At 71.9% G+C, this 12,593-nt stretch carries 10 protein-coding genes; 7 read left to right on the forward strand and 3 right to left on the reverse strand.

Going from position 1 to position 12,593, the window contains the following annotated elements; all coding sequences use genetic code 11:
- Positions 1 to 19: 19 nt before the first annotated feature.
- The 3 genes from neuC to ACRYRX_RS22190 are packed head-to-tail and all read right to left on the reverse strand — an operon-like array spanning position 20 to position 3,548.
- Positions 20 to 1,213: a UDP-N-acetylglucosamine 2-epimerase gene (gene neuC, locus ACRYRX_RS22180; protein WP_432515343.1), complete on the reverse strand. Its 1,194-nt coding sequence runs from the start codon at positions 1,211 to 1,213 to the stop codon at positions 20 to 22.
- On the reverse strand, positions 1,210 to 2,247 hold the full coding sequence (locus ACRYRX_RS22185; protein ID WP_432515345.1) for an N-acetylneuraminate synthase family protein: 1,038 nt from the start codon (positions 2,245 to 2,247) through the stop codon (positions 1,210 to 1,212). The genes neuC and ACRYRX_RS22185 overlap by 4 nt, the downstream gene beginning before the upstream one ends.
- Entirely contained in the window at positions 2,244 to 3,548 is a 1,305-nt protein-coding gene (locus ACRYRX_RS22190; protein WP_432515346.1) for an acylneuraminate cytidylyltransferase family protein, read from the reverse strand. The genes ACRYRX_RS22185 and ACRYRX_RS22190 overlap by 4 nt, the downstream gene beginning before the upstream one ends.
- A gap of 341 nt (positions 3,549 to 3,889) precedes the next feature.
- Between ACRYRX_RS22190 and ACRYRX_RS22195 the strand changes: the two genes are divergently transcribed.
- From ACRYRX_RS22195 to ACRYRX_RS22225, 7 genes are all read left to right on the forward strand, one after another.
- Positions 3,890 to 6,463 carry a hypothetical protein gene (locus ACRYRX_RS22195; RefSeq protein WP_432515348.1) on the forward strand — a complete coding sequence of 858 codons (2,574 nt, stop codon included), beginning with the start codon at positions 3,890 to 3,892 and terminating at the stop codon, positions 6,461 to 6,463.
- A gap of 79 nt (positions 6,464 to 6,542) precedes the next feature.
- Positions 6,543 to 7,934 carry a class I SAM-dependent methyltransferase gene (locus tag ACRYRX_RS22200; protein WP_432515349.1) on the forward strand — a complete coding sequence of 464 codons (1,392 nt, stop codon included), beginning with the start codon at positions 6,543 to 6,545 and terminating at the stop codon, positions 7,932 to 7,934.
- Between the two features lie 81 nt (positions 7,935 to 8,015).
- On the forward strand, positions 8,016 to 8,432 hold the full coding sequence (locus tag ACRYRX_RS22205) for a hypothetical protein (protein WP_432515350.1): 417 nt from the start codon (positions 8,016 to 8,018) through the stop codon (positions 8,430 to 8,432).
- Positions 8,429 to 9,097 carry a hypothetical protein gene (locus ACRYRX_RS22210; RefSeq protein ID WP_432515351.1) on the forward strand — a complete coding sequence of 223 codons (669 nt, stop codon included), beginning with the start codon at positions 8,429 to 8,431 and terminating at the stop codon, positions 9,095 to 9,097. The genes ACRYRX_RS22205 and ACRYRX_RS22210 overlap by 4 nt, the downstream gene beginning before the upstream one ends.
- Before the next feature lie 29 nt (positions 9,098 to 9,126).
- On the forward strand, positions 9,127 to 9,879 hold the full coding sequence (locus ACRYRX_RS22215) for a glycosyltransferase family 2 protein (RefSeq protein ID WP_432515353.1): 753 nt from the start codon (positions 9,127 to 9,129) through the stop codon (positions 9,877 to 9,879).
- A gap of 28 nt (positions 9,880 to 9,907) precedes the next feature.
- The gene (locus ACRYRX_RS22220) at positions 9,908 to 11,437 is read left to right on the forward strand and encodes a tetratricopeptide repeat-containing glycosyltransferase family 2 protein (RefSeq protein WP_432515354.1); all 1,530 of its coding nucleotides are present in this window, start codon (positions 9,908 to 9,910) and stop codon (positions 11,435 to 11,437) included.
- 290 nt (positions 11,438 to 11,727) lie between these two features.
- A complete protein-coding gene (locus ACRYRX_RS22225) occupies positions 11,728 to 12,555 on the forward strand; it encodes a flagellin N-terminal helical domain-containing protein (protein WP_432515356.1) in 828 nt (275 codons plus the stop codon).
- Positions 12,556 to 12,593 lie beyond the last annotated feature (38 nt).

A 12,593-nucleotide genomic window follows, 5' to 3' on the forward strand; every position in this document is an offset into this window, starting at 1 on the left:
GGTGTGCCCGGCGCCGGGCTCACCCCACCCCGTGGAGTTCCACGCTCGAAGTCACCGGCAGGTCGACGAAGCGCTTCTGCAGGGGAGCGCTCCACATCACCTCGGAGCGGAGAGCGGCCATGAAGCGCTGGGCACTGTCTCCCGACCCGAAGTGCAGGTCGGCGCGGCCGGCTGCCGGTGGGTGGGAGAGCGCCGCCGCCAGTGCTGGAGCCTCCTCCTCCACGTCGCGGATGGTCGGGCCGTGGTAGCGGTCCAACTGTCGACTCCCCACGTTGATCGTCGGCACCCCGTAGACGGGTGCCTCCCTGATGCCGACGCTGGAGTTCCCCAGCACCAGGTCGGCGTGGCGCAGAGCGGTCAGGAAGTACTCGAACCGCATGGAAGGGATCAGCCGGACCCGGTCGACCCCTTCGAAGCGCCGGTACTCCTCGAGGATGGTGGCTGAGCCCGCGTCGTTGTTGGGGTAGATGACCACGAAGTGCCGGTCGCTCCCGAGCAAGGCGTCGACGAGGGCTCTCGCCCGCCGTCGCTGGTCGTGCGGTTCCGTGGTCACGGGGTGGTACAGCAGCAGGGACCACGTCGCGAACGGGATGTCGTACCGATCGCGGACCTCGCTCACGGACGGCAGGTCTGTGGACAGCATGACGTCGATGTCCGGGGACCCGATGACGTGCACCGTCGCCGGGTCCTCACCCAGTTGCAGCAGTCGGGTCCGGGCGTCGGGATTGGCGCAGAAGTGGATGTGTGCGAGCTTCGTGACGGCGTGCCGCAACATCTCGTCGACGGTGCCCGACCGCTCGCCACCCTCCACATGGGCGACGGGGACGTGGTTCATGGCTCCGGCGATGGCTCCCGCCAGCGCCTCCACGCGGTCGCCGTGGATGACCAGCAGGTCCGCGCGCGCTTCCCGGAGGTAGTGGCCCAGCCCCTGCAGCGTCGTGGCCAGGGCCAGGTCCATCTGGTTGCCGGCGGTCGCGTCCTGGTTGATGTACGGGTGGACGTTCGTGAAGCCCGCCGCCGTGATCTCGTGGATCGTGCTCCCGTACCGGGCGAGCATGTGCATGCCGGTGACGAACACCTCGTACTCGAACTCGGGCGCTTGCTGCACCTCGCGGATGAGTGGTTTGAGCTTACCGAAGTCCGCGCGGGTGCCGGTGACGAAGACGATGCGGCGCCTACGGTTCCGGGTCGAGTCCTCCTGGTGGTACCTCATGCGCCCACCAGGTGCTCGGGCTGCAGCTGGACGTCCTTCGGGATGTGGCACGCCGCCACCTTGCCCAGGACGTCCTGGAAGTCGCGGGCGAGGAAGGAGCCCGTACCAGGGCGTTTGACCCAGATGTTGTCCATGGTCAGAGGATCACCGGGGGAGATGTCCTGGATGGTGACCACCGAGGCGTAGGCGAAGGCGATCGTCGGCGCCTCCTCCGGGAGGATCCTCTTGCTCCCCCCCAGGGCGGCGTGTACGGCGCGCGTCCCGACGATGAGGTCGGCCAACCCTGCGGGGTCCAACGAGATGGGCACGTCGGGGCCTGGCCAGGAGAGGTCGGACGTGAAGTGCTTCTCAACGGCCACCGCCCCCAGCGCGACCGCCGCGAACGACGTGTAGTTGCCCAGTGAGTGATCGCTGAGGCCGACGAGCGCGTCCGGGAAGGCGTCGCGCAGTTCGGTCATCCCGTTCAACATCACCCGGTCGTAGGGGGTGGGGTACATGGACGTGCAGTGGAACAACATGAACGGCACACCCGCCTGCCGCATGATCTCCACCGAGGGCGAGACGGAGGCCACGTCGTTCATCCCGGTGCTGAGGATCACCGGCTTCCCGAGCCCCGCGATGTGGCGGACCAGCGGGTAGTTGTTGCACTCCCCGGAACCGATCTTGTAGGCCGTCACGCCCATGTCCGCCAGGCGGTCGGCCGCTGCGCGGGAGAAGGGGGTCGACAGGTAGACCAGTCCCTTGCCCTCGACGTAGGCCTTGAGCTCGCGGTCCTCGGTCTCGCTCAGCGCGCAGCGGCTCATGATGTCCCAGATGGACTCCTGCGCGTTGCCCGGCACGACGTCGTTGGGGATCATCTCGTCGTCGATGACGTGGCACTGGAACTTGACGCACTCGGCCCCCGCCGTGGCGGCATCGTCGACCATGCGGATGGCCTTCTGGAGATCACCCTCATGGTTGATGCCTATCTCGGCGATGACCAGCGGCTCCTCGTCGGGTCCGACAGGGCGACCACCGATGCTGAAACCGGTCACGATGCCTCCATGGGGAAGTGGACTTGCTTGCAAGACCGGCTGGTGCGCCGGACGAGGGTGGGGAGGCCGTGGGAGGAGAGGACCTGCCTCGAGCAACCGTCCTTCGCCGGCAGCGACCAGACGGGCTGGGCCTCCAGCAGCGCGGCGAGGTCGAGCAGATGTTCGATGCCCTCGCGGTCCACCGGTCGATCCGGGGGCAGGGTGACGGCACGCTCCGTGACGCCCGCCAGCAGCCGGTCCGCTGCGGGGAGGAGGTCCGGCAGGGCGCCGGACACCTCGAGGAGGACCGGCTCGCCGGGGAGGGGCGCCTCCCGCGCGGCCAGGTCCTCGCTCGTCACGAGGGCCCACGCCCTCGCACCCCCCCCGCCGGGTCCCGGCGCGCGGCGCCGGTACAGGGTCTCGGCGATCGTGAGGTCGATCGGGCCGTCGATGTCGGTGGAGCGCTCCACGGGGACGTGCACCGGCACACTGGCTCCGGGGAGGACGAAGGCGCCCCGGGCGCGCAGGTCCTCGACCCCGACCACGTAGACGGCTCCCGACTCGAAGACGAGCGGTGTGGCGTCCTGGCGCCGCGCGGGGGGGAGCCCGTACCTCCATGACAGCCTCCCGTCCACGACGCGCAAGGCTTTGCCGGGCGGGTGCTCGGCGGGGAACACCGTGGTGGTCGCGGCGGCACCGTCCGTGAACCGCCTCCAGCACTCGAGGACGTCGCCCACCTCGCGCAGCGGCGACGTGGGCTGCAGGAGGACGACCGACGTCGCGGCCCAGCCCTGCTCGACGTCGAGGCGGTCGACGAGGCCGAGAGTGCTGGCCAGGCTCGTGCTGTCGTCCCGGGCGAGGTCGGCGTCGCGCAGGAACGGCACGTCCGCCCCCCACCGCCGTGCTTCGTCGGCGATGGCGGGGTCGTCCGTGTCGACGACCAGGCGGGCGTCCGCGGGGAGGCCGTTCGCGAGCGCCTGACGGCCCACCCGGACCGCGTGCCCGACCAGGGAGACCCCGCACACGGTCCGCAGGTTCTTCCCCACCAACCCCCGTGAACCCCCACGGGCGGGGATCACCAGGAGTGGACGGCTGCCGGGCAGGTCGCCGGCGGGAGCGAGCGGTTCGCCGTGAGCCGTCACGACCCGTGCTCGCCGGTGCTCGTGCACGTGGGGCTCGCTGCGGCGCTGCTCCCGCACGCAGCTGTGGAGGACGTCACGGAGCCGTTCTCCCGGTGCACGATCTCCACCTCCCGACCTGCTGGCCTTGTGGCGCCGGCCCGGGCCGACGCCGACCGGGGACGGCGGCGACGGCGCGAGCACTCACCCATGAGGGCGCAGCGTAGCGCTCTTCGTGTTCATTGAGTGACAGAGTGTAATAAGGGTCGGCTGTTCGTGCAGGCCGCGGGGCGAGCTCGTCCGCGGACCGCCCCTGTCGTCCCGGTCCGCGGACCGGGCGCCGCACGCCGACCTGCTCGTCCCGCGCTCGCTCCAGGACATGGAAGGAGCTGTAGTTGACTAGGTGTAATCACTCAACTACCGCAACGATAGGCCGATGGGGTGAAACCGGTGCTTCCGCGCCGGTAGGCCAGTCCCGGCAGGGACGGGTCACGCAGCGAGCTCGTCGTCGACCACGTCATCCACACAGGGAGCAGAGGCACCACGTGACGGACCACCGCGCAGTCGTCGAAGCCGCACCCCCCGCGGTCCCGGTCCGGCCGGCCTCCTCCTCGGCGGCCGCGGCGCAGGAGCCCGTCACCGTCCGCACGCGTCCCGTGCTGGACGACCTGCGCCGGGTGCTGCAGGACCGGCCGACGCTCGCCGTCTCCTTCGACTGCTTCGACACGCTCCTGTGGCGCGCGGTGCCCAAGCCCACCGACGTCTTCCTGCTCATCGGACGGCGCCTGGCCTCGCTGGGACTCCTCCGCCGCGGAGTGACCCCCGAGCTGTTCAGCAAGCTGCGCGTGGTGGCCGAGCACTCCGCACGGGTCCGCGCCGGTCAGCGCCGTGGCTCCACCGAGGTGCGGCTGGACGAGATCTACGCGTTCGCGGGGTTCACCCGCCACACCCACTGCACCGCCGCACAGCTCATCACCCACGAGTTGGCGGTCGAAGCGGAGGTCACGACCGCCGACCCCGGCCTGCTGGCCCTCCTGCGCGACGTCGTCGCCACCACCCCGGCCCGCCCCCTGCTCGTCGTCTCCAACACCTACCTCGACGAGCAGCAGCTGCGCGAGCTGCTGCGCCACGCCGGCTACGACTTCCTGGCCGGCGCGCACGTCCTCGTCTCCTCCGAGGTCGGCGTGCCCAAGGCCGACGGGTTGCTGGCCCACGCGCTGCACCGGGCCGGCGTGCCCGCCGCCGCGTGCCTGCACGTGGGCAACAGCGAGCAGGACGACGTCCTGAACGCCGCTGCGCTGGGGGTGGCGACGCTGCACCTGCCGGAGTTTTCTGCGCTGACCGAGCACGCCATGACGGCGGAGGGCTGGCTCTCGCCCCGCCGCGAGGCGTCCGCACTGCTGACCGGGGCTGCCGGGGACTCCGGGCTGGCCGCCCTGCGGGGCCGCATGCACCAGTTCAACCCCCACGACCGCGCCGACGACCGGAGCGTGCCGTGGGAGGTGGGCGCCACCGTCCTCGGCCCTGTCTTCACCGGCTTCTCCGAGTGGGTGCACGAGCGCGCCGCCGAGCTGGGGATCCGGCACGTCCTGTGCCTCATGCGCGAAGGAGCGTTCCTGGCGGACATACTCAACGGCGTCCCCGACCGTCCCGGCAAGGTGCGTGCCGTTCCGTTCTGGGCCTCCCGCAGCGCCTGCCTGCGCGCCTCCTTCGTCACCGGTGACCTCGACGAGCTGTCCCGGGTGCTGTGGCGACCGGAACCGATGAGCGTGCGCGACGTCCTCGACGCCCTGGACCTGCGCGTGGAGGAGGTCCCCGGCGGCCAGGGGTTCCTGGACGAGGTCCAGGGGCTGGGCACCGCCGGCGACGAGGCGGAGGTCAACCAGGCCTTCCTCAGCTACGTCGCGAAGCAGGACGGGCTGCGCCGCACCGTCGTGGAGCGCTCGGCGCGCCGCCGACGCGCCTTCCTGGACTACCTGCGGCGCTGCGTCCCCGGGATCGAGGGGCAGACCGTCGGGCTGGTCGACCTCGGCTTCGGAGGAACCATCCAGGAGTGGCTGCACCAGATGGTGATCGCCGAGGGTCTCCCGGTCGACTTCCACGGCTTCTACCTCTTCACCTCCGCCCGCGCGCTCGGCCGCCACCTGGGTGGGCACCGGATGGAGGGGTTCCTCGCCGACGCCGGGTCCGACCACGCCGACGGCGTCGTCCTCAACCGGAGCCCGGAGGTCCTGGAGATTCTCACGACGTGCTCGGCCGGCTCGCTGCTGGAGATCGCGCCGGACGGCACCCCCGTCCTGGCCGAGCCGGCCGAGACCGCTCAGCAGCGGCGGGCCCGGGAGGCCGCCCAGCAGGCGGCCGGGACGTTCCAGCGGCTGTGGTACGAGTTCTCGGACACCGCGACCCTGCGCCATCAGGTCCCCCTGAGCGACGCCCCCCGGACCCTGCACCGGGTCATGGACACCTTCATCGCCGAACCCGGGCTGGAGGTGGCCACGGCCCTGGGCGGCTGGGACTTTGAGCCGAACATGGGCTCGACCGCCTCCAACGCGCTGGTGCCCTGCCGGGTGCGAGACCGGGTGCACCACCTCTCCCCGGAGCAGCTCGCCGCCACCGAGACCGAGACTCTCAACTGGGTGGGAGCGGCGGCCGCGCTCACCGGCACCGAGCGCGCCGTGGCGCTGGTCCAGCGGGGCCAGGCGCCGGTGGGAGCCTTCCTCGGCGACGGCGTCCCCGCCACGGTGCTGCTGACCGACCCCGTCGGTCCCGCAGGTGAACAGCTGGACGTCGTGCTGCACGTCGCGAGCGGCGGCAACGGCGTCCTGGAGTGGAACGGCTCGAGCACCGTGCGCCGCGTCGGCGTGCGGCTGTCCGGGCTCGGTGACCGTTCAGCCGTCCTGCGGCTCGACGGCGTGGACCTGGTCTCCAGCACCGGGCAGCACTGCCGGGCCGGGGACGAGTCGGCACCGGTCACCGTCCAGGTCGAGGATGGGGACGGTGCGGTCGGTCCCAGCGCTCCCGTCCTGCGCCGCTCCACGACCCTGTGGTTCAGCCTCCCGGCGGGGTGCCCCGGCACCGTGACCGGCTTCGAACTCCGCTACGGGCTCCTGCCTGTGTGACCCGTCCCGTACCGCCCCCGGCAGCGACGGAGCCGGCGTCCACCGGCCACGACCCGGAAACTCGTCCTAGGAGGACCCCTTGATCAGCAACCTCTCCGACGGCGTCGTAGGGACCACCGAGCGTCCCCGGCCCGACGTGAGCTTCGTCGTGGGCTGCGCGGGCACGCCCGAGCTGGTCCTGCGCAGCCTGCAGGACGTCGTCCGCTGGTCCGACGAGCACGAGCCGCTGGAGCTGGAGCTGGTGCTCGTCTCGGCAGAGGCCGACCTGCTCGCCGCGGCGCAGGAGCTGGTGTCGGGTGCGCCCGTGCGCGCCCTGCACGTCGAGGGAGCTTCCCCGCGCGAACTGCTGGGCATCGGGTCCACGGTCGCCTCGGGGCAGCAGGTCGTCACGCTCATGGCCGGCGAGCTCATCTACGAGCAGGAACCCGAGCCCGGACCGTCGGCGCCGGAGGGGACCCGTGCCGCACTGGCGGCGGCCGAGGGGCCGCTCGCCGAACGTTTCGGCTCGCGGCACGACCCCCACCGGCAAGGCCGCGCGGCGCGCGAGCAACCGCTCCTGCTGCACTCCCTCTCCCTCTTCCGCGAGGTCTTCGAGCTCGTCTTCGCCCACCGGACGATCCGGACGGTCGTCGAGGTCGGCGTGGAGTCCGGGCAGGTCAGCGGGATCTACGCCGAACTGGGCGCCGAGCGGGTCCACTGCGTCGAACCGGCGCCCTCGGACGAGCTGCGGCGCACCCTCGCGGCCAACCCGGCGCTCGAACTGGTCGAGCGCCCCTCACCCACGGCGCTGGCCGACCTGCCCGTGGCCGACCTGTACATCCTCGACGGTGACCACAACTACGCCACGGTGCGCGCCGAGGTCGAGTGGATCACGCGGAACGCCCCCGACGCGGTCGTCGTCCTGCACGACGTCCTGTGGCCGTGCAGCCGCCGCGACTTCTACTACCAGCCGTCCCACGTGCCCGCCGACCAGCAGTTCCCCTCCAGCGAGGCCGGCGCGACGGTGTGGCACGACGAGCTGGACGAGACCGGCTTCCGCGGTGAGGGGGCGTTCCGCTTCGCCCTGCACGCCGGCGGTGAGCGCAACGGTGTCCTGACGGCCGTCGAGGACGCGGTCGCGGGTGCCGACGCAGGGTGGACCCTGTCCATCGTCCCGGCCGTCTTCGGCGTCGGGATCCTCGCCCGGGACGGCGCCGAGACCCGGGCGCTGACGCAGGCGCTGTCGCCGTACACGACGTCGGAGCTGCTGTACTCCCTGGAGAACAACCGCATCGCCCTCTTCACCCGGGTGCTGCACCTGGACGCGGCGATGGTCACCGCCCGCCAGGTGGTCGAGCGCCAGGAGCAGGCTCTGCAGGACTTGACGCGCCGGGTGGGCGAGCTGGAGTCCGACCTGCGGTCCAGCCGCGCGCAGCTCGACCGAGAGCAGGAGCGCGTCCGCGCGGTGCGCGCGGCCCTCGAGGGGCCGTGAGCTCAAGCCCGTCACCCGTTCGGCCGATGAGGAGGAGCGCCGCTCCGGCGCGGCGCTGCCCCCGAGGGAGAGAAGGTCCCGATGCACCAGGACGTGAGCTCGCGCAGCGACGTGGACGGCGCGCCGACTGAGATGCTCCTGCAGCGGCTGGCGATGACCGAGCAGCACCTCAAGGAGGTCGTCGAGCTCCTGGTCCAGACGATGCGCCGGGTCGAGGCGCTCGAGGGCAGGGACACCCAGGTCCCCGGCACCCTGAACCGCGTCGCCGAGCTGCAGCAGTGGCTCAACGACGAGCAGCAGCGGCTGAGCATCCAGGTCGCCTCGCTGGAGAGCCGCGTCGAGCGGGGGGACCGCCGACCGCACGTCTCGCCCTGGACGGACGAGGCCGTCGCCGCCTTCCTGGAGGACCTGCGCCGCACCCACGAGCAGGTGCGGGCGCGCATGGCCTACGCCTCTAGCTTCGAGGAGCGGCTGCGCAAGCTGGAGGCCCGGCGGTGACGGCGGGAACCCTCGACGCGCCGCTCGCGCCGCTCCGGCAGCTGGTCAGCGCCTACGCGCACCCTGCGGGCACCGAGCCGACCCGGGTCTCCGTCGTCGGCAACGCGCCCCTGACCGACAGCCCCGGGCGTGCGGCCGCCATCGACTCCAGCGACCTCGTCGTCCGGGTCAACGGCTTCCTCCTCGACGAGCCCGGCGGCCCGCCGCGTGCGGGGCGCCGCTGCGACGTCGTCCTCTTCACCCGCGGGACCGACGTCGCACCGCACGTCTTCGAGGACTACTCCCGTCGCCTCTACGTCCTCCACGAGCCCGAGCAGACGCACGTGACGCTGGCCTTTCCCACGCGCTGGCCGCGGGACCTGGGGCAGGTACACCTGCCCAACGAGCACTTCACCCTGCCGCTGGCCGACCTCCTCGGCCTGCCCATGCGCACCGCGCTGCGCTGGGCCACGAGCGGGACCGCTGCCGTGCACATGGCGGTGACCCTCTTCCCGCGGGCGGCGCTAGTGCTCGCCGGCTTCTCCTTCGTCGCTCGCCCCGACCAGCGGTCCTGGGAGCACGCCACCGGCCGGCCGGCCGACGTGACCGACAACCACGAACTGCCCGCCGAGGCGCGCTACCTGTCCGACCTGGTCCGCTCGGGCCGGGCCCGGCTGCTCGACTGATCCGCCCCCGTTTCGAGGTCCGAGGACACATGCTGAGCATCCTTCTCCCCGCCGCCCGCCGCACCGCTCCCGGCGAGGACCCGCAAGCCGTCTGGGGCGACCTGCGCGTCGCCCTGGCCTCCATCGCCGCCTACGCCCCCGAGGCCGAGGTCGTCGTCGGCTGGGCGGGGACCGAGCGCCCTGCAGACCTGCCGAGGAACCCGCGCATGCGCCTGCTGGAGCAGGAGCCGGGGATCACGACCGGCAGCGAGGCGTGGAACTGGTGCTCGCGGCAGACCGACGCCGAGGAGCTGCTGATCCTGGGCGACGACTGCGTCCTGCACCCCGACACCGTGCGCCTGATGGACGAGGACCGGAAGCTCATCGCCCACCTGGCTCCGCAGGCGCGCACCGGCTTCCTCGGGGCACGTTCCAACTACGTCAAGGGCCCGCAGAACATCCGGGCCGCCAACGGGGGGGAGCGGGCCGGCATCGTCTTCGACTCCGAGGCCGGCCTGTTCGAGACGGACATGATCGTCCCGGTGGCCGCCTGGATCCGTCACGACGTCTTCGACCTCACCGGCGGTTTCCCGCCCACCAACTGGTTCGCCGACGACCTCATGTCGTGGGACCTCGTCCGCATGGGGTTCACCCACTACATCAGCCGTGCCTACGTGCACCACGTCGGCCAGCGGGCGACGGGGCAGGGGCGCAGCTCCGACGTGCTCCTGCAGGAGGGGCTGGACTGGTTGCGCGCCCACCGTCCGGACTTCCTGACCCAGAAGCTGAACGTCCCCGCCTGACCGCCCGGTCGAGACCCGAGGAGATCGCATGAGCGCCAGCGTGTTCGTCAGCGGCTGCTACATCGTCAAGGACGAGGAGGAAAACCTCCCCGCCTCGCTGGAGGCGCTGGCCCCGTTCGTCGACGAGGTCGTCGTCTACGACACCGGCAGCACCGACCGCACCGTCGAGGTCGCCCGCGCGCACGGTGCGCGGGTCGTCGAGGGGTACTGGGACGACGACTTCGGCGCGGCCCGCAACCGCGCCCTGGAGCACTGCCGCGGGACGTGGGTGCTGGCGGTCGACGCCGACGAGCTGCTCACCGGGAACCCGGCGCTGCTGCGCGCCCCGTTGCGGCACACCCGGGCCGATGTCTTCGTCCTGGAGGTCGTCTCCGAGGCATGGGAGGGCGGGGGTGAGCGCAGCCGCGCCGTCGTCGGGCGGCTGTTCCGCCGTGCCACGTGCCGGTGGCGGGGAGCGTTGCACGAGCAGCTGGTGGGCCGCGGGCGCGAGGTCGTGGTGCACCCGCTGCCGGGGGTGGTCATCGACCACCACGGGTACCGCACGCTGGTCGTCAGCGGCCGCGGCAAGCTCGAGCGCAACCACCGCATCGCGGAGGCCGAGCTGGCGCTGGGCCGCGAGAGGGGCGATGAGCGCCTCCCGCTGCTGCTGATCAACGTGGGCCGCACCGCGAACGTCCGCGAGGACCACGCGCGGGCCGTCGAGGCCTTCGGGGAGCTCGACCTGGCCGCACTGGGGCCGGAGGCCGGCGTCCTCGCCGCGCACCCGGCGATCGACAGCCACCTTCGCCGCGGCGACGCCGAGGGTGCGCAGGTCTGGGCCCGCGCGCTGCGCGGCTGGGGGGAGGGGGAGCAGGTGTGCCGGCTCTTCGAGGCCCGCATCGCCATGGCCCGCGAGGACTTCCTTGCGGCCGAGGCGCTGCTGCGCTCGATCCGCCCCGGGACCGACCACCGCGGCCTGGAGGTCGACGACGCCCTGGCCCGCGACTACCTGGGGGAGTGCCTGCTGCGGCAGGGACGGGCGGAGGAGGCCGCCGCGGTCGTCCTGGAGAACGTGGTCGGTGGACGCTCGAGCATGAACCACGTCTTCGTGGTCGGCATCCTGGGTGGTGTCCCCGGAGCCCTCGACGAGCTCGCCGCGCGGTTGCCGGACGTCCTGGTGCGGCCCTTCATCGGCAAGCTGCAGCGGGAGCCGGCCGCCGTCTCGGCGGGGTTCTTCGAGGCGCTGTGGCGCGCCGGGCGGCAACGGACCTTCCTCGCCCTCGCCGCGAGCCGGCAGTGGGCCACCCTCCCGGTGGAGCAGGCCGTCGCCTGGTCGCTGCGGCTGCGGACGGCGGGGCTGGCCGAGCACTGCCCGCTGCGCGCTGCGCTGGCCGATCCCGACCTGTCCGCGGCCCACCGCGTCCTGTGCGGGGCGGTCCTCGTGGAGGCGGGGGAGCAGGACGTGCTCGCCGTGCTCGAGGAGCTGCTCCCGCGGGTCGAGGACGCCGACGAGGAGCCCCTGCTGGAGCGGCTGCGCACTCTGGCGCCGGGGTTCACCGCCTCGTTGCAGCTGGTCTGATGCACCCGACAACTGGTTACGCACGGCTCCAATGGCGTAACGTAGCGTGCATGAAGGTGGTGCCGACCGGACTGCGCGGACCGCAGCCGGCCGGACCGCCGGGACGAACCGGGCCCGGAGGGCCCGGCTCCCGGGAGGATCACCCGAACGAAGCAACGGAACGGCTCAGGTTCCCGCGCGGCTGACCGATGAAGAGGGTGTGCGGGACGCTGCGGCGGACCGACGAAGCCGGACCACGGATGGACCGGTCACCCCCTGATGGACCCCAACTCACGGAGGATTGAAACACCATGGGTCTTCGCATCAACAACAACGTTGCGGCTCTCAACAGCTACAACAACCTGCAGCGCACGGACAAGGCCGTCAGCTCCTCCCTCGAGAAGCTGTCGTCCGGGTACCGGATCAACAAGGCTGCTGACGACGCTGCCGGCCTGGCCGTCTCCGAGGGTCTCCGGGCGCAGATCAGCGGCCTCACCGTCGCCGCCCGCAACGCGCAGGACGGCGCCAACGTCGTCCAGACCGCTGACGGCGCCCTCGGCGAGGTCAGCACCATGCTGCGCCGCATCCGCGACCTCGCCGTCCAGTCCGCCAACGGCGGCTCGCAGGACAGCACCGCTCAGGCTGCGGCTCAGGCCGAGGTCAAGGACCTGCTCGCCGAGATCGACCAGATCGGCTCGACGACCAAGTTCGGCGCCAAGTCGCTGTTCTCCTCCACCGACTCGGTCTTCCAGGTCGGCGCCAACGCCGGCGACGTGATCTCCTTCTCGATCGGCTCGCTGTCCTCCGCCTCCGTCGGTGGCTCCAGCATCAGCAGCGTCGACATCAGCACCACGACGGGTGCCTCCTCGGCCCTGTCGACGATCGACTCCGCGATCACCGCCCTGTCGTCGACTCGTGCGGCCCTGGGTGCGAAGCAGAACCGCTTCGAGCACGCGATCAACAACCTCAACATCTCCATCGAGAACATCACCGCCTCGGAGTCCGCGATCCGCGACACCGACATGGCGGCGGAGATGACGAAGTTCACGAAGAACCAGATCCTGTCGCAGGCCGGCACGAGCATGCTCGCGCAGGCCAACTCCTCGACGCAGAACATCCTGAGCCTGCTGCGCGGCTGACCCTGGTCGCTGAGGTGGGCCGGTGGGAGCCGGCCCAC

The organism is Kineococcus lubricus, assembly GCF_050871965.1.
In the GTDB taxonomy this organism is placed as follows: Bacteria; Actinomycetota; Actinomycetes; order Actinomycetales; family Kineococcaceae; genus Kineococcus.